General features: G+C 73.3%; 24 protein-coding genes. 14 read left to right on the top strand and 10 right to left on the bottom strand.

Features of this window, described 5'->3' with window-relative positions:
• The first annotated feature begins 4 nt into the window (after positions 1-4).
• The 8 genes from RM788_RS00545 (at position 5) to RM788_RS00510 (ending at position 6,137) form a co-directional block, all read left to right on the top strand.
• Positions 5-799 carry an SCO1664 family protein gene (locus RM788_RS00545; protein ID WP_315934951.1) on the top strand — a complete coding sequence of 265 codons (795 nt, stop codon included), beginning with the start codon at positions 5-7 and terminating at the stop codon, positions 797-799.
• A gap of 69 nt (positions 800-868) precedes the next feature.
• A complete protein-coding gene (locus RM788_RS00540; protein ID WP_315929416.1) occupies positions 869-1,345 on the top strand; it encodes a GNAT family N-acetyltransferase in 477 nt (158 codons plus the stop codon).
• Positions 1,346-1,366: 21 nt separating this feature from the next.
• Positions 1,367-2,005 carry an NADPH-dependent F420 reductase gene (locus tag RM788_RS00535; RefSeq protein WP_315929415.1) on the top strand — a complete coding sequence of 213 codons (639 nt, stop codon included), beginning with the start codon at positions 1,367-1,369 and terminating at the stop codon, positions 2,003-2,005.
• 47 nt (positions 2,006-2,052) lie between these two features.
• Positions 2,053-2,772, top strand: coding sequence for an aminoglycoside phosphotransferase family protein (locus tag RM788_RS00530; RefSeq protein WP_315929414.1), 720 nt, complete (start codon positions 2,053-2,055; stop codon positions 2,770-2,772).
• Between the two features lie 11 nt (positions 2,773-2,783).
• Complete coding sequence (locus tag RM788_RS00525) at positions 2,784-3,596, top strand: DUF3097 domain-containing protein (RefSeq protein WP_315929413.1); 813 nt, start codon at positions 2,784-2,786, stop codon at positions 3,594-3,596.
• 76 nt (positions 3,597-3,672) lie between these two features.
• Positions 3,673-4,098, top strand: a complete 426-nt coding sequence (locus tag RM788_RS00520; RefSeq protein ID WP_315929412.1) for an NfeD family protein — start codon at positions 3,673-3,675, stop codon at positions 4,096-4,098.
• Positions 4,099-4,113: 15 nt separating this feature from the next.
• Positions 4,114-5,322: an SPFH domain-containing protein gene (locus RM788_RS00515; RefSeq protein WP_315929411.1), complete on the top strand. Its 1,209-nt coding sequence runs from the start codon at positions 4,114-4,116 to the stop codon at positions 5,320-5,322.
• Between the two features lie 83 nt (positions 5,323-5,405).
• On the top strand, positions 5,406-6,137 hold the full coding sequence (locus RM788_RS00510; protein ID WP_315929410.1) for a hypothetical protein: 732 nt from the start codon (positions 5,406-5,408) through the stop codon (positions 6,135-6,137).
• Between the two features lie 97 nt (positions 6,138-6,234).
• Here RM788_RS00510 and RM788_RS00505 read toward each other — a convergent pair whose 3' ends face one another.
• From RM788_RS00505 to RM788_RS00495, 3 genes are all read right to left on the bottom strand, one after another.
• Positions 6,235-6,894 (bottom strand): DUF4232 domain-containing protein, encoded by a 660-nt coding sequence (locus RM788_RS00505; RefSeq protein ID WP_315929409.1) that lies wholly within the window; start codon positions 6,892-6,894, stop codon positions 6,235-6,237.
• A 64-nt stretch (positions 6,895-6,958) separates the two neighbouring features.
• Entirely contained in the window at positions 6,959-7,855 is an 897-nt protein-coding gene (locus RM788_RS00500; RefSeq protein WP_315929408.1) for an aminoglycoside phosphotransferase family protein, read from the bottom strand.
• Positions 7,856-7,881: 26 nt separating this feature from the next.
• Positions 7,882-8,943 carry an aldo/keto reductase gene (locus RM788_RS00495; RefSeq protein ID WP_315929407.1) on the bottom strand — a complete coding sequence of 354 codons (1,062 nt, stop codon included), beginning with the start codon at positions 8,941-8,943 and terminating at the stop codon, positions 7,882-7,884.
• A 132-nt stretch (positions 8,944-9,075) separates the two neighbouring features.
• Between RM788_RS00495 and RM788_RS00490 the strand changes: the two genes are divergently transcribed.
• On the top strand, positions 9,076-9,696 hold the full coding sequence (locus RM788_RS00490) for a TetR/AcrR family transcriptional regulator (protein ID WP_315929406.1): 621 nt from the start codon (positions 9,076-9,078) through the stop codon (positions 9,694-9,696).
• 8 nt (positions 9,697-9,704) lie between these two features.
• Here the strand turns inward: RM788_RS00490 and RM788_RS00485 are convergent, their stop codons facing one another.
• Entirely contained in the window at positions 9,705-11,108 is a 1,404-nt protein-coding gene (locus tag RM788_RS00485) for an amidase (RefSeq protein ID WP_315929405.1), read from the bottom strand.
• Between the two features lie 10 nt (positions 11,109-11,118).
• A complete protein-coding gene (locus RM788_RS00480) occupies positions 11,119-11,484 on the bottom strand; it encodes a DUF1707 SHOCT-like domain-containing protein (protein ID WP_315929404.1) in 366 nt (121 codons plus the stop codon).
• Positions 11,485-11,610: 126 nt separating this feature from the next.
• Here RM788_RS00480 and RM788_RS00475 point away from each other — a divergent pair, with 126 nt between their 5' ends.
• Positions 11,611-12,510: a pentapeptide repeat-containing protein gene (locus RM788_RS00475; RefSeq protein ID WP_315929403.1), complete on the top strand. Its 900-nt coding sequence runs from the start codon at positions 11,611-11,613 to the stop codon at positions 12,508-12,510.
• A gap of 24 nt (positions 12,511-12,534) precedes the next feature.
• Here the strand turns inward: RM788_RS00475 and RM788_RS00470 are convergent, their stop codons facing one another.
• Positions 12,535-13,314 carry an SDR family NAD(P)-dependent oxidoreductase gene (locus RM788_RS00470; RefSeq protein ID WP_315929402.1) on the bottom strand — a complete coding sequence of 260 codons (780 nt, stop codon included), beginning with the start codon at positions 13,312-13,314 and terminating at the stop codon, positions 12,535-12,537.
• Between the two features lie 86 nt (positions 13,315-13,400).
• Here RM788_RS00470 and RM788_RS00465 point away from each other — a divergent pair, with 86 nt between their 5' ends.
• Positions 13,401-14,252 (top strand): helix-turn-helix transcriptional regulator, encoded by an 852-nt coding sequence (locus RM788_RS00465; RefSeq protein WP_315929401.1) that lies wholly within the window; start codon positions 13,401-13,403, stop codon positions 14,250-14,252.
• Positions 14,253-14,259: 7 nt separating this feature from the next.
• On the opposite strand, the gene RM788_RS00460 is transcribed toward RM788_RS00465, so the two are convergent.
• On the bottom strand, positions 14,260-14,787 hold the full coding sequence (locus tag RM788_RS00460) for a CGNR zinc finger domain-containing protein (protein ID WP_315929400.1): 528 nt from the start codon (positions 14,785-14,787) through the stop codon (positions 14,260-14,262).
• 25 nt (positions 14,788-14,812) lie between these two features.
• On the opposite strand from RM788_RS00460, the gene RM788_RS00455 reads away from it, so the two are divergent.
• Together RM788_RS00455 and RM788_RS00450 are read left to right on the top strand one after the other, a co-directional pair.
• Positions 14,813-15,031 carry a hypothetical protein gene (locus tag RM788_RS00455; protein WP_315929399.1) on the top strand — a complete coding sequence of 73 codons (219 nt, stop codon included), beginning with the start codon at positions 14,813-14,815 and terminating at the stop codon, positions 15,029-15,031.
• On the top strand, positions 15,028-15,615 hold the full coding sequence (locus tag RM788_RS00450; protein WP_315929398.1) for a TetR/AcrR family transcriptional regulator: 588 nt from the start codon (positions 15,028-15,030) through the stop codon (positions 15,613-15,615). Before RM788_RS00455 ends, RM788_RS00450 begins: the two co-directional genes overlap by 4 nt.
• Here the strand turns inward: RM788_RS00450 and RM788_RS00445 are convergent.
• From RM788_RS00445 to RM788_RS00435, 3 genes are all read right to left on the bottom strand, one after another.
• A complete protein-coding gene (locus RM788_RS00445) occupies positions 15,612-16,529 on the bottom strand; it encodes a ferredoxin family protein (protein ID WP_399342861.1) in 918 nt (305 codons plus the stop codon). The two genes, RM788_RS00450 and RM788_RS00445, sit on opposite strands and share 4 nt — an antisense overlap.
• Before the next feature lie 97 nt (positions 16,530-16,626).
• Positions 16,627-16,941 (bottom strand): hypothetical protein, encoded by a 315-nt coding sequence (locus RM788_RS00440; protein WP_315929396.1) that lies wholly within the window; start codon positions 16,939-16,941, stop codon positions 16,627-16,629.
• A complete protein-coding gene (locus RM788_RS00435) occupies positions 16,934-17,566 on the bottom strand; it encodes a PadR family transcriptional regulator (protein ID WP_315929395.1) in 633 nt (210 codons plus the stop codon). Before RM788_RS00435 ends, RM788_RS00440 begins: the two co-directional genes overlap by 8 nt.
• A 53-nt stretch (positions 17,567-17,619) precedes the next feature.
• On the opposite strand from RM788_RS00435, the gene RM788_RS00430 reads away from it, so the two are divergent.
• Positions 17,620-18,351 (top strand): SDR family oxidoreductase, encoded by a 732-nt coding sequence (locus RM788_RS00430; RefSeq protein ID WP_315929394.1) that lies wholly within the window; start codon positions 17,620-17,622, stop codon positions 18,349-18,351.
• Positions 18,352-18,374 lie beyond the last annotated feature (23 nt).

Genomic DNA, 18,374 nt, shown 5'->3' with positions numbered 1-18,374 from the left:
CGTCGTGCTGCCCGGTGACGAGGGCGCGTCGGACCTGCTGACGCGCGGGCGGATCGAGGTCGAGGGCCGCCTGGTCGACGCGTCGAACGCGACGCTGTTCTGCGCGATCTCGCTGGACGGCGTGGCGGCGAAGTGCGTCTACAAGCCGGTGCGGGGCGAGCGGCCGCTGTGGGACTTCCCGGACGGGACCCTGGCTGGGCGCGAGGTGTCGGCGTACCTGATCTCGGAGGCTTCGGGGCTGGGCGTGGTGCCGCCGACGGTGCTGCGGCCCGGTCCGTTCGGCAGCGGGATGGTGCAGCTGTGGGTGGACACCGTCGAGGACGGCGACCTGGTGGACGTCGTCGCCGAGTCGGAGGTGCGGCCGGGGTGGCGCACCGTGCTGCACGCGCACGACCGCTACGGCGATCCGGCGGTGCTGGTGCACGCCGACCACGAGCGGATGCGGGTGATGGCGGCGTTCGACGCGGTGGTGAACAACGCCGACCGCAAGGGCGGGCACGTGCTGCACGCGGTGGACGGGTCGGTGTACGGGGTGGACCACGGGATCTGCCTGCACACCGAGGACAAGCTCAGGACGGTCCTGTGGGGGTGGCTGGGTGAACAACTCCCCTCGGAGGCGATCGATGGTCTGCGACGTCTGCGTTCGGAACTCGACGGTGCGCTGGGCGACGCCCTGCACGACCACCTCACCCGCGGCGAGGTCCGCGCACTGGTGGAGCGAACCGAGAAACTGCTGGTCGCGGGCACTTTCCCGGCACCGTCGTCGGAGTGGCCGTCGATCCCGTGGCCCGCTTTCTGACGTGTCGTCAACGCAGGCGTTGCGATCTTCCGGTGGCTTTGACGGCCCTTCTCGCGGTCTACTTGCGCCGTGAACGACGTCGTCGAGCTGCGCGAGGTGAACGAGTCCGACGTACTCGCGTTCTTCGAGCACCAACGTGATCCCGAGTCGACCTGGATGGCCGCGTTCACGGCCGAGGATCCCACCGATCGGGTGGCGTTCCTGCTGAAGTGGACGCGGATCCTGACCGACAACACCAGTGTCGCGCGCACGGTCCTGTTCAACGGGTACGTGGTCGGGCACGTGCTCGCGTTCGTGGAGTTCGGCGCGCCCGAGGTGTCCTACTGGATCGACCCGCGCTACTGGGGCATGGGCCTGGCCAGCGCGGCGCTGTCGAGCTTCCTCGACGAGGTGTTGACGCGGCCCCTGTACGCGCGGGCGGTGAAGGACAACTACGGGTCGCTGCGCGTGCTGGAGAAGTGCGGTTTCCTGGTGGTCGGCGAGGATCAGGGGTTTGCCGAAGGTCGTGGCGAAGAGGTGGAGGAGTACATCCTCCGACTCGACTGATCAGGTGTCATCCTGGTCGGCATGAGGATCGCGATCCTGGGGACGGGTGCCGTGGGGCGCGCGTTGGCCGGGCGGCTGGTGGAGCTGGGGCACGACGTGACCGCGGGGACGCGGGACGTGGACACCACGCGGGCGCGGCCGGGGTGGGGCGCGGGGTCACCGGGGCTGGCGGGTTTCGCGGAAGCGGCGGCGGGCGCGGAGCTGGTGGTGCACGCCTGCGGCGGGTCGGCGGCGCTGGACGTGCTGGTCGCGGCCGGGGCGGACAACCTGGCGGGCAAGGTGCTGCTGGACGTGTCGAACCCGCTGGACTTCTCCGGCGGCTTTCCGCCGTCGTTGTTCGTGAAGGACACCGACTCGTTGGCCGAGCGGATCCAGCGGACGTTCCCGGCGACGCGGGTGGTGAAGTCGCTCAACACGGTGACCGCGGAGCTGATGGTCGCCCCCGACGCCGCGGGCGCGGAGATCACGATGTTCGTCGCCGGTGACGACCCCGACGCCAAGGCCGTCGTGGTGGGGCTGCTGCGCGACTTCGGCTGGCGGGACGTCCTGGACCTCGGCGACCTGACCGGGGCGCGGGCCATGGAGATGCACCTGCCGTTGTGGCTGCGGCTCTCCGGCACCCTCGGGACGTCGTCGTTCGGCGTGAAGGTCGTCCGCTGAGCACCGACCGCCTGGTCTCCCGTTTCGGCTCCGGCGTCCTGACCTGGGTGGACGCCCTGCCGGAGCGGGTGGACAGGCTGACCCGCCGCTGGGACCTGACCGTGGTGCGGCCCCTGCCGGGCGGCACGTCGCACACCCTGTTCTGCCACCGCGGTGGTACCACACCCGTGGTGCTCAAGGTGATCCCCGATCCGGACATCGCCGTGCAGGAGCACGCGGCCCTCACCAGGTGGGCCGACACCCCGAACGTGGTGGACCTGGTGGACGCCGACCTCGACGAGGGCGCGCTGCTGCTGGAGGGGTTGTTACCCGGCGGACCGGCCCGCACCGTCACCGCCGGGCAGGTGGCGGAACTGCTCGACGCCCTGCACCGGCCACCGGCCGACGGGTTCCGGCCGCTGGCCGACCGGATCGACCTGATGTTCACCCTGCTGCGCCGCCGCGTCCCCGGCTACTACGACCGCGCCCACGCCGCCGCCCTGGAACTGGCCGAGGACCCGGTGCCGAAGGTGCTGCTGCACGGCGACCTGCACCCCGGCAACGTCCTGGACGCCGGGCCGCGGGGACTGGTGGCGATCGACCCGCGGCCGTGCGCGGGGGACCCGGCGTTCGACGCGGTGGACCACGCCTTCGAGGGCGAGGACCTCTACACGCGCGTGCAGGAGCTGTCCGGGGTGGTGGACGGCGACCGGTTGCTCGCGTGGTGCCGGGCGCTGTCGGTGTTCTCCCCGGCGTGGCACCGCGTCATCCATCCGGGTGGCCGCTAACGTCGCGGCCCGTGCGATCCGAGGACTACGGCCGTGACGTGCTGGCCGGCCGCAAGCGCAAGACCGTCCCCGAGCTGGCCGCCGATCCCGGTGTGGTCGTGGAGGACCCGGTGACGGGGTTCTGCGGGGCGGTGGTGCGCTTCGAGTACGGGCAGGTGGTGCTGGAGGACCGGCACGGGCGGCAGAAGCTGTTCGCGCTGCGCCCGGCGGCGTTCCTGGTCGACGGCAAGCCCGTCACCCTCGTCAAGCCGCTGCCCGCGCGCCCGGCCGCCGCGCCGGTGCGCTCGGCGTCCGGGTCGGTGAAGGTGGCCGGGCTGCGGGCCCGCACCGCCCGCGACAGCCGCATCTGGGTCGAGGGCGTCCACGACGCCGAGCTGGTCGAGCGGGTGTGGGGTCACGACCTGCGCGTCGAGGGCGTGGTAGTGGAGCCGCTCGACGGCGTGGACGTGCTGTCGGATCGGGTCGCGGAGTTCGGCACCGCCCCGCACCGGCGCCTGGGCGTGCTGGTGGACCACCTGGTGCCCGGCAGCAAGGAGACCCGGCTCGTCGCCGCGGTGCGCGACGAGAACGTCCTGGTCACCGGCCACCCCTACGTGGACGTGTGGCAGGCGGTCAAGCCCGCCTCCGTCGGCATCGCGGCGTGGCCCGTGGTGCCGCGCGGCGTGCCGTGGAAGGAGGGGGTGTGCGAGGCGCTCGGCTGGGGCGAGTCCTACGAGGGCTGGGCGCGGGTGCTGGCCGGGGTGCGCGGGTTCCGCGACCTGGAGACCCCGCTGATCGGCGCGGTGGAACGGCTCATCGACTTCGTCACCGAGCCCGCGGAGTGATCGCGGACTGGTGCGGGACGGTGAATGAGCACCGACCGATCGGTCTTCGTTCGCTCTTTGGTGTAAGCATGTTGCCATGGCCGCCCTCATCTGGCTGATCATCGGTGCCCTGCTGGTCGGCGCGGAAATCGTCTCGGGTGACTTCGTGCTGCTCATGCTGGGTCTGGCGGCTCTCGGGGGCGCCGGTGCGGCCGCGCTGGGCGCCGGCACGGTCATCAGCGTCGTGGTGTTCACTGTCGCCTCGGTCCTCCTCGTCGTCGGCGCCCGGCCGGCGCTCAAGAGGCGGCTGGAGATCGGGCAGGGCCTCAAGAGCAACGTGGAGGCGCTGATCGGCGTCCGGGCGGTCGTGGTGGAGCGGGTGGACGGCCACGAGGGCCGGATCAAGCTCCACGGCGAGATCTGGTCCGCGCGATCGCTGGACCACCGCGTGCTCGAACCGGGCACGGAAGTCACTGTTTTCGAGATCTCGGGCGCGACCGCTGTGGTACTCGCCGAGTCCTGAGTGGAGGCTGGAGAGTTGACCACGCTTATCGTCATCGCCGTCGTCGTGCTGTTCGTGCTGATCGTCGCCGCCAAATCCGTCCTGGTGATCCCCCAGGCGACCGCGGCGGTCATCGAGCGACTCGGCCGCTACCGCAACACCGCCGCGCCGGGCCTGAACATCCTGGTGCCGTTCATCGACCGGGTCCGCGCCCGCATCGACCTGCGCGAACAGGTCGTGTCGTTCCCGCCGCAGCCGGTGATCACCCAGGACAACCTGACCGTGTCCATCGACACCGTCGTGTACTTCCAGGTCACCGAGCCGCGCGCCGCGGTGTACGAGATCTCCAACTACATCGTCGGCGTCGAGCAGCTGGCCACCACGACGCTGCGCAACGTGGTCGGCGGCATGAGCCTGGAGGAGACGCTGACCTCCCGCGACTCGATCAACAACCAGCTGCGCGGCGTGCTGGACGAGGCGACCGGCCGGTGGGGCATCCGGGTCGCCCGCGTCGAGCTGAAGGCGATCGACCCGCCGCCCTCCATCCAGGACTCGATGGAGAAGCAGATGCGCGCCGACCGCGAGAAGCGCGCCATGATCCTGACCGCCGAGGGCCAGCGGGAGGCGGCGATCAAGTCCGCCGAGGGCCAGAAGCAGGCGGCGATCCTGTCCGCGGAGGGCGGCAAGCAGGCCGCGATCCTCAACGCCGAGGCCGAGCGGCAGTCCGCGATCCTGCGCGCCCAGGGTGAACGCGCCGCCCGGTACCTGCAGGCGCAGGGCCAGGCGAAGGCGATCGAGAAGGTGTTCGCCGCGATCAAGGCCGGGAAGCCCACCCCGGAGGTGCTGGCCTACCAGTACCTCCAGACTCTGCCGCAGATGGCGCAGGGCGACGCGAACAAGGTGTGGATGATCCCGTCGGACTTCGGCAAGGCCCTGGAGGGGTTCGCGCGGTCGTTGGGCAAGCAGGGTGACGACGGCGTGTTCCGCTACGAGCCGCCCGCAGAGGACACCACCGCGGCCAAGCCCGAGGACGACGACTCCTCGATCGCCGAGTGGTTCGACACCGCGCCGGACCCGCACGTGCTCGAAGCCGTGCGCGCCGCCGAGGCCGTGGCGCGCCAGGAGGTGCCGGGGCCGTTGACCACGAGCCGGTCGGCCGCCGCGGTGAGCCCGGCGGAGGCGCGGCCCGAGATCGGCGGCCAGTCGCCCGTCACGCCCAGGTCGCTGCACCAGCCCGAGGAATAGGTTCGCCGAATGGGTCGCGCGGTCCCCGTGCTGGTGATCATCGGCACGCGGATCGCGCGGGGTTCTGCGGGAGGATGTCCGGTATGGATATCCTCCCGGCGGCCCTCGTCTCGGCGCTGGCCGCCCCCTCGTCCCGGTGGGACGACCTGGTGGCGGCGGTCGCCGCGTTCGAAAGGGAGGTCCGCGCCGCACCCGCCGTCGAGCACGTCGCGGCGTGCGAGCGGCTGGTGGAGGCGTTGTCGTCCACGGCCCGCACCACCGACCTGGCCGACCGGGTGCTCGACACCCACGTCTTCGCCTGCTCGGTCGCCCCGCCGGACCCCGAGGTGCTGGCGGCGTGGCTGCTGCGGCTGCAACTGGACCACCAGGCCGCACCGGAGGTGCGGTTGGCCCGCTACGCCGACGTCCTGGGCGAGGCGGGGGTGGGGCGGTACCGGGAGTGGGCGGTCACCTGGTTCTCCGCGCTCCCGGTGATCGGCTTCGGGCGGACCGGCCGCTACGACCGCACCCGGTGGGCGTTGCTGCGGATCATGGAGGAACTCGCGGAGTTCACCGGCGAGGTCGACCTCCAGGTGCTGGTGCTGGCGAAGGACCTGTCCTCGGGGTGGCACTACCTCCAGGTCGCGACGGTGCTCCAGGAGGCCGGTCGTTCGCAGGAGGCGCTGGACTGGGTGCACCGCGGGCTGGCCGCGACCGGCGGCCGCGGCGCCGCGGCCCGGCTGGTCGGCCTGGCCGTCACCGAGTACACCCGCCTCGGCAGGCACGAGGACGCCGCGGAGCTGCGAAAACAGGCCCCGCCCCAGCAGGCGTGGTGACAGCGGCGTGCCCGCCCCCTCGACGTGAGGAGACGGGCACGAAGCGGGTCCGGTGACGACGCGAGGTCCCTCGACGACCTCGATCCGCCCACCGCGCCTACTGCAGGACGCCGACCGGGTTCACCGACAGCAGCGTGGACCCCTGCGGTTCACCGCTGCACGTGTGGGTCTGCATGTCCAGGAACAGCGCCGCGGTCTCGCCCGGCGGGTAGATCCGCAGCCCCCGCACGTCCACGGACTTGCACTCGGCCGGGTCGTAGGCCTCCGGCGCCGTGATCAGCAGCACCGTCGCCGCGCCCGCGCCGGGCGCGAGCGTCACCAGCTGCGGGGCCACCGCGTCGTTGCGCCGCGCGGGCGCCCCGACCTGGGTGCCGTTGTCACCGGTCACGAACGACACGCCGGGGAACCCCTCCAGGGTGCACGAGCGGGTGCCCTTGTTGGTGAGGGTGAACGTGGCGTCGGACTTCTGCATCCCGCTCTGGCCCTGGCTCGGACCCGCCGTGACGGTCAACTCCGCGGACGTGCACGCCCCGGAGGAGGCGTTGGTCGCGGACGCGCCGGGCGAGGTGGACGGCGGAGGCGGGGGCGGCGGTGTCGTGGACGAGCCGCCGGGGGCCGGGCTGATGGTGCGGACGGACGGCGAGCTGCCCGTCAGCGCGGCCCCGGAGGTCGCCTGCCCTCCTCCGCCGCAGCCCGCGAGCAGTGCCATTCCGGCACTGGCGGCGACGGCGGTGGTGATCAGAACGCGTGTGCGCATCGGTGTCCTCCCCTGTTCGTCCCTTGACTACCCAGGACGCACGGGTTGGTCACACGTTCCGTCGTCAACGACACCCGAAAGTGATGTGGTCGGCGACCACCTGGTCGATGACGTGGCGGGCGTTGGCCGCGAGTCCGGGGTTGGTGTCGCGGTAGTAGGGGAGTTGGAGCAGCGCGATCGTCAGCGCCCACCCGCGGCCGCGCGCCCAAGTGGCGTCGTCGGCGTCCAGCGCGCCGCGGAAGGTGTCGCGGGCGTCGGCGGGGAGCAGGTTCCAGGCGCTGATCAGGTCGCACGCCGGGTCGCCGAGGCCCATGGCGCCGAAGTCGATGACCGCGGTCAGCGCGTCGCCGGTGAGCAGGAGGTTGCCCGGTGACAGGTCGCCGTGCACCCACACCGGCTCCCCGGTCCACTCCGGCGCGCGCAGTGCCTCCTCCCACGCCCCGGTGACCGCGTCGGCGTCGACGACGTCGGTCAGGGCGGCGATCGCCTCGCGGGTCCCGCCGTCGCGCGGCGCCAGCGGCGCGCCCCGCCCGGCGGCCGGTGCGCCCGCCGTGTCCACCGCCCGCAGCGCGGTCACGAAGCCCGCGACCGCCGTGGCCAGCCCGTGGGGGTCGGCGAGCGCGCCGACGACGGGGTTGGCGCCCGGCAGCCACCGGTACACCGACCACGGCCACGGGTAGCCGCACGCCGGCGCGCCCAGGCCGACGGGTTCGGGGACGGCCACCGGCAGGTGCGGGGCCAGCACCGGCAGCCACCGCTGCTCCAGTTCGACCCCGCCCACGGCCCACCCGACGCGGGGGAGCCGCACCGCGAGGTCCTCGCCGATTCGGAACATGGCGTTGTCGGTGCCGGTGGAGGCCACCGCCCGCACCGGGAGTCCGGCCCACCGCGGGAAGTGCTCGGCCAGCAGCGCGCGCACCAGCGGCGGGTCGATGTCGATCTCGTCGTCGTGCATCCGCATCCGCGGCCCCCTGTCGTCGGCGGGGGTCAGCCTTCGGCAGGGGAGGGGTGCCGGGCAACCGGTTGTGCGGCCGCGCGCTCGTGGACCGGGAGGCGGCGCAGGGAGGGGCGCTGCAACGACGGCGGCGCGTAGGCCATGTCGAGCGTGCCGACGTCGGTGCCGGGCGGGACGATCGCGTCGATGCGGTCCAGGACCTCGTCGGTGAGCACGACGTCGACACCGGCGAGCAGGTCGTCGAGCTGCTCCATGGTCCGCGGCCCGATGATCGCGCTGCTCACACCGGGGTGGGCGATCGCGAACGCCATCGCGAGGTGCGTCATCGGCAGCCCGGCCTCCCGCGCGAGCGGGATGACCGCCTCGACGGCGTCCAGGCGGCGCTCGTCGCTGAGGTGGGTGAAGTGGGCGGCGCGGCGCAGGTCGGTCGACGCGCCCTTGCGGACGCGGCCGGTGAGCATCCCCTGGGCGAGCGGGCTCCACACCAGCGTGCCCATCCCGTAGCGCTGGGCCACCGGCAGCACCTCGGCCTCGATGCCGCGGCTGAGGATCGAGTAGGTGGGCTGCTCGGTGCGGAACCGCTCCAGGCCGCGCCGCCGCGCCACCCACTGGGCCTCGACGATGTCGGAGGCGGGCATCGTGGACGACCCGATCGCCCGGACCTTCCCGGCGCGGACGAGGTCGGTGAGCACGGACAGCGTCTCCTCGACGTCGGTGTCCGGGTCGGGGCGGTGGATCTGGTAGAGGTCGACGTGGTCGGTGCCCAGGCGGCGCAGGGAGTCCTCGATCGCGGTGGTGATCCAGCGCCGGGAGTTGCCGCGCCGGTTGGGGTCCTCGCCCATCGGCCGGTTCAGCTTGGTCGCGAGCACGACGTCGTCGCGCCGCCCCTTGAGCGCCTTTCCCACGATCTCCTCGGACTCGCCGTGGGCGTAGGCGTCGGCGGTGTCGACGAGGTTGATGCCCGCGTCGAGCGCCTTGTGGATGATGCGGACGCAGTCGTCGTGGTCGGGGTTGCCGATGGCGCCGAACATCATCGCGCCCAGCGCGTAGGGGCTGACCTTGATGCCGGTGCGGCCGAGGGTGCGGTACTGCATGGGGGGTGCTCCCGGAGGATCGTGGTGGGCGTGGGGGTGGATCCCGTACGCTTCCCATAAGCGGAACGCTATTCCGGAAACTATACGGAACGGCTTTCCGGTTACGCAAGCCGAGCATCCCGAAGGAGTGTCGTGACCGAGCACACGGCGTCGACCGGCACCGCGGACCCGACCGCACCGGAGCGCGCGCCGCGCAGGCTGCGCGCCGACGCGCAGCGCAACGTCGACTCCCTGCTCGAAGCGGCGAAGACCGTGTTCGGCACCTCGGGGGTGGACGCGCCCGCGAAGGAGATCGCGGATCTGGCCGGGGTCGGGGTCGGCACCCTGTACCGGCACTTCCCGCAGCGCTCGGACCTGGTGCGGGCGGTCTTCCAGCGCGAGGTCGACGCCTGCGCCGACGCCGCCCCCGCCCTGGCCGCCGCGCACGAACCGGTCGAGGCGCTGGCGAGGTGGCTGCACCGCTACACCGAGTTCGTCGCCACCAAACGGGGGCTCGCCACCGCCCTGCACTCCGGCGACCCGGCGTTCGACGCCCTGCCCGCCTACTTCACGGGCAGGCTCGGGCCCGCCCTCGGATCACTGCTCGACGCCGCGGCGGCCGCAGGCGGCATCCGCGACGACATCGGCCCGGAGTACCTGCTGCGCGCCGTGTCCAACCTGTGCATGCCCGTGGTCGACGAGGGCGTCGTGTACAGCCAGCGCATGGTCGCGCTCCTCGTCGACGGCCTGCGCTACGGCGCCACCCGTACCTGAGGGTCCGTTCAGCCGAACGCGGGCGGCCGCCGGTCCGCCCACGGCCGCGCCCGCTCCAACTGGCCCGCGACCGACAGCACGGTGCACTCGTCGTGCGACCGCCCCACCAGCTGCACCGCCAACGGCAGACCGTCGCGGGTGTGCCCCGACGGGACCGAGGCGGCGGGGTTGCCCGCGATGTTCCACAGCGGCAGGAACGTCGTCATCCGCGCCGCGGCCAGCAGCGCCCGCACGGTGGACCACCGGGACCACTCGCCCACGCGCAGCGGCGGCCGGGTCAGCACCGGGGTGAGCAGCAGGTCGCATCCGGAGAAGATCCGGTTGGCGTGCGCCCCGACCCGGTCGCCCTGCTCGATCACCTTGCGCACCAGCCCCGAGGGCAGCCGCCTGCCCAGGGCGGCGATCTGCTGGGTGCGGCGGTCCAACCGCGAGGGCCGGTCCAGGGCGTTGCGGCCGATGTCGGCGCAGTGCAGGTAGCGGGCGGCGAACGCGGTCGACCCGGCGATGTCGTTCATCTCCGGGTCCAGCCGCACCACGTCGTGGCCCAGGTCGCCCAGCAGGCTCGCGGTGTCCAGCACCACGTCGCGGACCTCCTGCGACAACGGGATCCCCGGCCCCCACGGGCGCAGCGACACCGCGACCCGCAACCGGCCGACCTCCGCCGTGGTCGCCGCGACGAAGCTGGACCTCGGCGGCCGCGCGGGACCGTTGGAGTCGCTGATCTGGTCGGCGATCAACGCCCAGTCCGCCACGTGCCGGGTGATCGGCCCGGCCGCCACCAGACCCGTCCACACCTGCTCGTCCGGCAGCAGCGACACCCGGCCCCGCTGCGGCTTGAGGCCGAACAGGCCGGTGCTCGCCGCGGGGATGCGGATCGACCCGGCCCCGTCGGTGCCGATGGCGCCGCCGACGAACCCGGCCGCGACCGCCGCCGCCGACCCGCCGCTGGAACCGCCGGGCGAGTGGTCGCGCGACCACGGGTTGCGCGTCACCCCCGCCCACGAGCTCTCCGTGTACGGCCACAGACCCAGTTCCGGCATCCGCGTGCGCCCCAGGATCACCGCGCCCGCCGCGCGCAGCAGCCGGACCACCTCGGAGTCGGCCTCGGCGACCTTCGACACCGCGTCGGTGCCCCTGGTCGTGGGCAGCCCGGCGATCGCCAGGTCCTCCTTGACCGCGATCGGCACCCCCAGCAGCGGCGCGTCCTCGCCGCGGGCCCGTCGGGCGTCCGCCGCGTCCGCCTCGGCGAGCGCACTGGTCTCGAACACCACCCGGAACGCGTTGAGATCGCGGTCGTGGGCGTGCACGCGGCGCAGGCACTCGGTGACGAGCTCGCGCGAGGTCAGCTCACCCGAGCGCAGCAGTTCGGCTTGGCGTGCCGCTCCGGCGAAGCACACCTCGGTCAGGTCCATGCCCCGCACCCTAGGTGCCGGTGCGCCATCTCCGGTGTCGGCTCGCTGCGGACACCCGCACCAGGATGAACGCCAACGGGAACACCGGCCAGAAGAACGGGACCGGCGAGATGATCCACAACACCACCAGCAACAGCGCCGCGACCGGCACGAACGCCCGCACGGGCGGCCGACGGCGTTCCCGCGGCACGGGGACCGGCAGGTCGGCGGTCAGCGGCAGCAGGTCGTGGCGGTACTTCGCGGCGTAGACGGCGGCCAGGCGCTCCTCGACCTCGGCCAGGGTGAGCGTGCCCGCCCCGACCGCGGCGTTGAGCACCCCCGCCACGGCCTCCCGGTCGGCGTCGGACGCGCGCACCGGGTTCGGTTCGACGCTCATGGTGACCTCCTAGGACTTCGGTGCCACCCATCCTCACCGCGCCGACCACTCCACCGCGTCCGGCGGGAAGCTGACATCCCGTGTACGCCTGACGACGTACACCGCGCGATCGTGGATGATGCGACCATGTCCTCGACCTGGCTCACGGCGCTGTTCTTCGGTGTCGTGGCCCTCGTGATCGCCGTCCGCCACTACCGCCAGGGCCAAGCCGACACCCTGCTCGACGACCACGCCCGCAGACGCACCAGCGGCGACGCCGAGCGACACCTCTCGCAGTGGCGCGAAGCCCACCGCCGGCTCCGCGACGGCGACGTCGAGGGCCTGCGCACCCTGGAGCGCATCGGCCAGGAGAAGTCCCGGCTGCGCCAGGACATCGTCACCTCGATCTGCGCCGGTCTGCGCGGCGGGGTCGACCTCGGCGTGGACGAGCAGTGGCGGCGCACGCTGCAGGACGCCCTCGTGCGGCACCTGCGCCCCGGCACGGAGTTCTGGGCCGGGATGAGCCTGCAGTTCGAGTCCGCGACGCTGGTCGACTTCGACGTCACCGGGTGCCGCATCCGGGCGGCGAAGTTCGCCCGCGCGGAGTTCCTGGGCGCCACCCGCTTCGACGCCGTCACCGTCACCGGCGACGCCGAGTTCGACGAGGCCCGCTTCGGCCCTCGGGTCAGCTTCGACGACGCCCTGTTCGCCCGGTCCACCTCGTTCCGGGGCACGAAGTTCACCGGCAACGCCACCTTCGACGGGATGCGGGTCACCGCCGAGGCCACGTTCAGCCACTCCCGGTTCTCCGGGCGGGCCACGTTCTCCCGCGCCGAGTTCGCCGACACCGCGCACTTCCGCCGCGTCCGCTTCGGCGGCCGCGCCTACTTCACCGGCACGGTCTTCGGCAAGGACACCCACTTCGACAACACCTGGTTCCGCGGCCGCACCGACGTCAACGACGCCCTGTTCGCCGACGACGCGAGCTTCGAGGGCACCCGCTTCGGCCGCCGCGTGCCCCCGCTCGCCGAGGACAGCAGGGGCTGAGCACGGCGGGGGCCCGGCGGCAGGTCAGGCGCGGGCGCCGCCGTCGACCCGCAGCACCGTGCCCGTCACGAAGGACGCGCGGTCGCTGAGCAGCCACGCGGCCGCCTCGGCGATCTCCGACGGGTCCGCGCCCCGGCCCAGCGGCGTGCTCGCGACCAGTGCCTTGGGCAGGTCGGGGGCGTGGGAGACCCAGGTGGCCATCATGTCGGTGGCGGTGTTGCCGGGGGCGATGGCGTTGACCCGGATGCCCTCCGGGCCGTAGGTGACGGCGGCGGACTCGGTGAGGCTGTTGAGCGCGCGCTTCATCGCCCCGTAGGCGGGCAGGCGGGCGTTGCCCATGAGGCTGCCGACGCTGGAGTTGTTCACGATCGCCCCGGCGCCCGAGGTGGCGCGGATGGCGTCGACCTCCGCGACCATCGCCAGCCACGGACCCCGCAGGTTCACCTCGTAGAGGAGGTCGAAGTCGGCTTCCGGGACCTGGTCCATCGGAGCGGGCGGGGTGAACGCCGCGCCGTTGTTGAACGCGATGTCGAGCCTGCCGTGGAGGTCGAGCACGTGTCGCACGGCCGCGCGGACGCTGTCGGCGTCGGCCAGGTCGCACACGACGTGGTCGGCCGTGCCACCCGCCGCCCTGACCTCCTCCGTGACGGCCTTGAGCTGGTCCTCCGTGCGGGCGGCGAGCACCACCCGCGCCCCTTCGCGGGCGAACAACCGCGCCGACGCGGCGCCGATGCCGCGTCCGGCGCCGGTGATGAAGGCGATCTTGTCCGTGAGCAGGCCGATGGGGGTGTGGGTGGTGGTCATGGCTCCGAGCCTGCACGGACGCGCGGGACGCATCCAGGCATCGCCGGTACCTGGCTGGCCCACCGTCCCGCGAGGACACTGGGGACGTGGACAGAGACGAGCTGGCGGCCTTCCTGCGCACCAGGCGCGAACGGATCACCCCCGCCGACGTCGGCCTGCCCGTCGGGCCGCGCCGCCGCACACCGGGCCTGCGCCGCGAGGAGGCCGCGCAACTGGCCCACATCTCCACGGAGTACTACACGCGGCTGGAACAGGCCCGCGGCCCGCGCCCCTCGCGCGAAGTGCTGGCCGGGTTGTCACGGGCGCTGCGGCTGTCCGACACCGAACGCGACCACCTGCACCACCTGGCGGGCGCGCCACCCGCGCCGCCGCCGGGGCCGTCGCGCGAGGTGAGGCCGGGCATCCTGCACCTGCTGCGCAGGCTCCCGCTGGCGGCGGTCATCGTGACCTCGGCGACGCAGGAGGTGATCGCCTGGAACGACCTGGCAGCCGCGCTGATGGAGGACTTCTCCGCCGTCCCCAGGCGCGACCGCAACCTCGTGCGCCGGGTCTTCCTCGGGCCCCACCCCGACGGGCGCAGGCTCTTCGGGGTGTCCGACGCCGACGGGTTCGGCCGCGGCGCCGCGCGGCAGCTGCGCGCCACCGCCGCCCGCTACCCCGACGACCCGGAGATCGCCGAACTGGTGGCGGACCTGCTCGCGGGCAGCGAGGAGTTCGCCCGGCTGTGGGAGTCCCACGACGTGGCCGTGCGGCGCGCCCTGCGCAAGACGTTCCAGCACCCGCAGGTCGGCCCGGTCACCGTGGACTGCGACGCACTGGACCTCACCGAGCAGGACCAGCGGGTCGTGATCTACACCGCCGCTCCCGGCAGCCCGTCGGAGGAGGCGCTGCGGCTGCTGTCGGTCATCGGCACCCAGCGCATGGACGTCCCCGGCTGACCCGCCCTCAGCCCGCGCGGCGGTCGCGGTGCCCGGCGACGTGCACCCGGTTGGCACACCGGGTCGAGCAGAACCGGCGGCGGCCGTTGCGGGAGGTGTCGACGTAGACCACCCCGCACCCCGCCCGGTCGCACCGGCCGAGGCGGTCGGGGTCCTGGCAGAACGCGTGCGCGAGCCCGGCGGCGGTGTAGGCGCGCAACCGGTCGACCATCGGCCCCTCCTCACGGGCGAAGTGCAGGTGCGGCGCGCGCCCGTCGTGCCGGGAGACGTAGGGCTGGGTCGCGGACTCCGCCAGCAGCGCGTTGAGCGAGTCCACCCGGTCGCCCTCACCGGCGAACACCCCCGCCAGGCGGTGCGCCCACGCCGTGAGCAGCGTCATGTCGCGCGCGTCGAGCACGCCCGCGGGCCGGTAGCCGTGCTCGCGGAGCGTCGCGACCAGCTCGTCCGACGACAGCGGCGGGTCGGCGGTGACCAGGGCGTTCACCAGGGTGGCCGCGAGTTCGGCGGCCACCCCGCCGTAAGGGTTGAAATGCACTGAACCATGACAGCACGCTGGAGGCGTGAACACCAGATGCCCCTCCTGCGGCTGGCCCGTCGACGACCCCGCCCACCCCGACTCCACCCACCGCAGCAGCGCCGGCACCGTGGTCTACCGGCGCTGCGCCTGCGGCGGCTGGCTCGTCCTGCTGGGCGGGAAGCTGCTGGCAGGCGCGGGTGCGTCGCGGTCAACCCTCGAGCTGCGCTGCGCCGAACGGACCAGTACTGTCCCCGGAACGTGACACCCCGCCGCGACCTGCTGTGCGACACCGCCATCTCCGTCCTGGCGGGCGAGGGCGGTCGCGGCCTGACCCACCGCGCCGTGGACCGCCGCGCGGGCGTCCCGCTGGGCACGACCAAGAACTACTTCCCGACCAGGGAGTCGCTGCTGCAGGCCGCGGCCAACCGGATGACCGACCTGCACGTCGCCGCCGTGCGCATGCTCCGCGACACGACCCCCGCCGGGGTGACCGCCACCGACGTCGCCGAGCTCTACCCGGCCCTGCTGCGGCGCGCGATCGCCGACCCCACCCAGCTGCTGGCCATGGTCGAGCTGTACCTGGAGGCCGTGCGCCGCCCCGGCGTGCGGGCCGAACTGAGCCGGATGGCCGTCGCCAACGCCGAAGCCTCCGCACAGCTGCACCAGGTGGCTGGCCTGCCCAGCACCACCGCCGACGCGGGGGTGCTCGACGCCTACTTCCTCGGCGTCGCGCTCTCGCTGCTCGCCCTGCCGCAGGACGCGCTGCACACCGTCGGCCTGGTCGACACCCACGCCCTGGGCCTCGGCCTGTTCTCCGCCGCCGTCCCGCGCGGACCGGGCTCCTAGGCCACCGGCACGAGCTGATCCACGCTGGTCACGACCAACGCCGTCGGCACCGCGGGCTCCTTGCCGCAACTGGTCGGCCGCGCGGGCGGCAACGCCCGCTCCGCCACCCCGACCCGCCACTCCCGGCCGTCGCGGTGGCGCACCAGCACCGTCCACCCGCCCTCGTCACGCCGCCGCTCGGGATCGACCTCCAACACGTCGGCCCGTTCGCCGACCAGCTCGCGCACGGCGACCTCGGCCGCCTGCCCGGCCTTCGACCAGTACGACCGGCCCCGGCACCGCCGCACCACCACACCCTCGTCGGTGGTCAGCAGCTCCTCGCCGAACTCCGCGTCCACCCGCCCGTAGAGGTACCCCGACGGCAGCAGCACACCGGTGGGGGAGAACCGGTGCCCGCCGGTGTGCGTGCACTCCCACACCGCGTCCCCGTGCCGCGCGGCCAACTCCGCCACGACGGGACGTCCGTAGAGGGCGCAGCACACGTCGCGCCGCCCGTTCGTGCACACCAGCAGCAGCGGACCTGCGACCGGCGTACCGAACCCGGTGGACCGCCCGGCGCCCAGCGCGGCGAAGTCCAGCCGCAGCAGCTCCTCCGGCGAGGACACGTCGGCGCGCTCCAGCCACGAGGCACCCGGCGCGCAGCTCGCGAGGTAGACCCGACGGCGCTGGGGGAGGTGCCGGTCGGCATGCATGCCGGGACGGCGGATCAGCAGCACCCGCACCCCGGTGCCGCGCGAACGGCGGATCAGCTCCGCGCCCAGGTCGACGTCGAGATGGCTCTCCAGCAGGGCGTCCCCACCCCACGGTCCGGGCTGCTCGAGACACACCCAGGCCTTGGCGGTGGCGGCGGTACCGGCCTCGGGCTCGGCCAGTACCTCGGAGAACGCGGAGCAGCGCGGCTCGTTCACGGCCATAGATTGCACGAATAGGGCTGAACGGGTGAAGGCGGGGAGTCGAACGCGGCTCCCGCCGCCCCCGACCTGTGCCCGGACGACCCTTCGAAGCGCCGCGCTAGTCCTCCAACCGGACCAGGCACCCCAGCTCGGCGGCGTGGCGCTCCAGCCCCCGCCGCATCCCCTCGCGCATACCCGCCCGGTACCCGATGAACAGCTTGTTGGCCAACGGCACACCCCACCGCCACCACTGGGCGACGTTGTAGACCCGGTGGACGTACCGGGTGCCCTCCGGGTGGGGCAGCGCGTGGTGCTCGCCCCGGTACCACCACCCACCCTGCATCGGAGCGGGCAGCAGCGGCGCCACCCGCTCCGGCGGGGCCGTGAGGATCCCGGACACCTCGAACAGCAGCTTCGGCGGCTTGTCAGCCATGGTCGTCCTCCCTGGTCGTGCGCACGTTCCCGGCCCGGTCACCCGCGTGCAGATCCCGCCAGAACTCCTGCCCGCCCAGCCCGCCCGCCCGCGCCGTGGTCGCGAACCACCGCACCCAGTCCCGCTCGGCGCGCGCCATCGCGACCCGGTACTCCAGTTCGATCCACGCCAGCTGCGGCAGCCCCTGCTCGCCCAGCGCCACCATGACCTCCCGCAGCGCCACCAGCTGCGCGTCGAGGGTGTCCGCGCGGCGTTCGCACAGCCCGATCGCCTCGTCGGGCGGCAGCAGACCGATCAGGGCCACCCCCGCCTCGAACCGCGGGTACTCCTTGGCCGGTTCCGCGATCAGCTCGCGCAACCAGTCGTGCAGCTCCGCGCGCCCGGCGTCGGTGAGGCCGTAGACGGTGCGCACGGGTCGGTTGCCCTCGCGCAGCGTGCCCACCGCGTGCACCAGATCGTGCTTGAGCAGCGCCTCGACCACGGTGTACAGCGACCCGTAGTTGAGCTTGACGCTCGCTTCCTGGTGGCGTTCGCGCAGCGTGGAGGCCATCTCGTAGGGGTGCATGTCGCGTTCCCGGAGCAGCCCCAGCACGGCCAGCCCCAGCGTGTTGGTACGGCGGTACACCACATCACTCGCTTCCGGATACTCGGATACGAGTATTGCATTAGGGTGACGCCATGAGTCAAGTAACCGTGGTCACCGGCGGCAGCCGCGGCATCGGCGCCGCGACCGTCCGCAGGCTCGCCGCACTGGGGCACCACCTCGCCATCGGCTACCGCCAGGCCAGGACGGAGGCGGACGTGCTCGTCCACGACATCGAGGCCGCGGGCGGCCGCGCCGTCGCCATCCGCGTCGACACCACCTCCGCGGACGATGTGGACGCGCTGTTCGACACCGCCGCGACCGCCCTCGGCCCCATCACCGGCCTGGTCAACAACGCGGGCGTCACCAGCCCCGCGGGCAACCTGGCCGACCTGCGCGTCGAAGACCTCCGCGCGGTCGTCGACGTCAACCTCGTCGGCGCCCTCCTGTGCGCCCGCCGCGCCGCCCAGGACCTGACGGAGGGCGGCGCCATCGTCAACGTCTCCTCCGCCGCGGCCACCCTCGGCAGCCCCGGCGAGTACGTCCACTACGCGGCCGCGAAAGCCGCCGTCGACGCCCTCACCATCGGCCTCGCCAAAGAACTCGGCCCACGCGGCATCCGCGTCAACTGCGTCGCCCCCGGCACCGTCCGCACCGACATCCACACCACCTCCGGCATCCCCGACCGCCCCGACCGCATGGCCGCCGTCATCCCCCTGCGCCGCGCGGGCGAACCCGACGACATCGCTGCCGCCATCACCTGGCTCCTGAGCCCGGAGGCGTCGTTCACCACGGGGGCGGTCCTGCGAGTCGCGGGAGGGTTGTGACCAGGGCGGACCCGTACGCGTGA

The sequence above is a fragment of the Umezawaea sp. Da 62-37 genome (assembly GCF_032460545.1).
In the GTDB taxonomy this organism is placed as follows: domain Bacteria; phylum Actinomycetota; class Actinomycetes; order Mycobacteriales; family Pseudonocardiaceae; genus Umezawaea.
Note: the sequence above shows the minus strand (reverse complement) of the source record. Positions and strands in the feature narration are given on the sequence as shown.

Bases quoted from the DNA above. Each gene is read 5' to 3' on its own strand.
- RM788_RS00535 (WP_315929415.1), top strand. From the start codon at position 1,367: ATGAGGATCGCGATCCTGGGGACGGGTGCCGTGGGGCGCGCGTTGGCC.
- RM788_RS00520 (WP_315929412.1), top strand. From the start codon at position 3,673: ATGGCCGCCCTCATCTGGCTGATCATCGGTGCCCTGCTGGTCGGCGCG.
- RM788_RS00510 (WP_315929410.1), top strand. From the start codon at position 5,406: ATGGATATCCTCCCGGCGGCCCTCGTCTCGGCGCTGGCCGCCCCCTCG.
- RM788_RS00505 (WP_315929409.1), bottom strand. From the start codon at position 6,894: ATGCGCACACGCGTTCTGATCACCACCGCCGTCGCCGCCAGTGCCGGA.
- RM788_RS00500 (WP_315929408.1), bottom strand. From the start codon at position 7,855: ATGCGGATGCACGACGACGAGATCGACATCGACCCGCCGCTGGTGCGC.
- RM788_RS00495 (WP_315929407.1), bottom strand. From the start codon at position 8,943: ATGCAGTACCGCACCCTCGGCCGCACCGGCATCAAGGTCAGCCCCTAC.
- RM788_RS00485 (WP_315929405.1), bottom strand. From the start codon at position 11,108: ATGGACCTGACCGAGGTGTGCTTCGCCGGAGCGGCACGCCAAGCCGAA.
- RM788_RS00480 (WP_315929404.1), bottom strand. From the start codon at position 11,484: ATGAGCGTCGAACCGAACCCGGTGCGCGCGTCCGACGCCGACCGGGAG.
- RM788_RS00475 (WP_315929403.1), top strand. From the start codon at position 11,611: ATGTCCTCGACCTGGCTCACGGCGCTGTTCTTCGGTGTCGTGGCCCTC.
- RM788_RS00470 (WP_315929402.1), bottom strand. From the start codon at position 13,314: ATGACCACCACCCACACCCCCATCGGCCTGCTCACGGACAAGATCGCC.
- RM788_RS00445 (WP_399342861.1), bottom strand. From the start codon at position 16,529: ATGGCCGTGAACGAGCCGCGCTGCTCCGCGTTCTCCGAGGTACTGGCC.
- RM788_RS00440 (WP_315929396.1), bottom strand. From the start codon at position 16,941: ATGGCTGACAAGCCGCCGAAGCTGCTGTTCGAGGTGTCCGGGATCCTC.
- RM788_RS00430 (WP_315929394.1), top strand. From the start codon at position 17,620: ATGAGTCAAGTAACCGTGGTCACCGGCGGCAGCCGCGGCATCGGCGCC.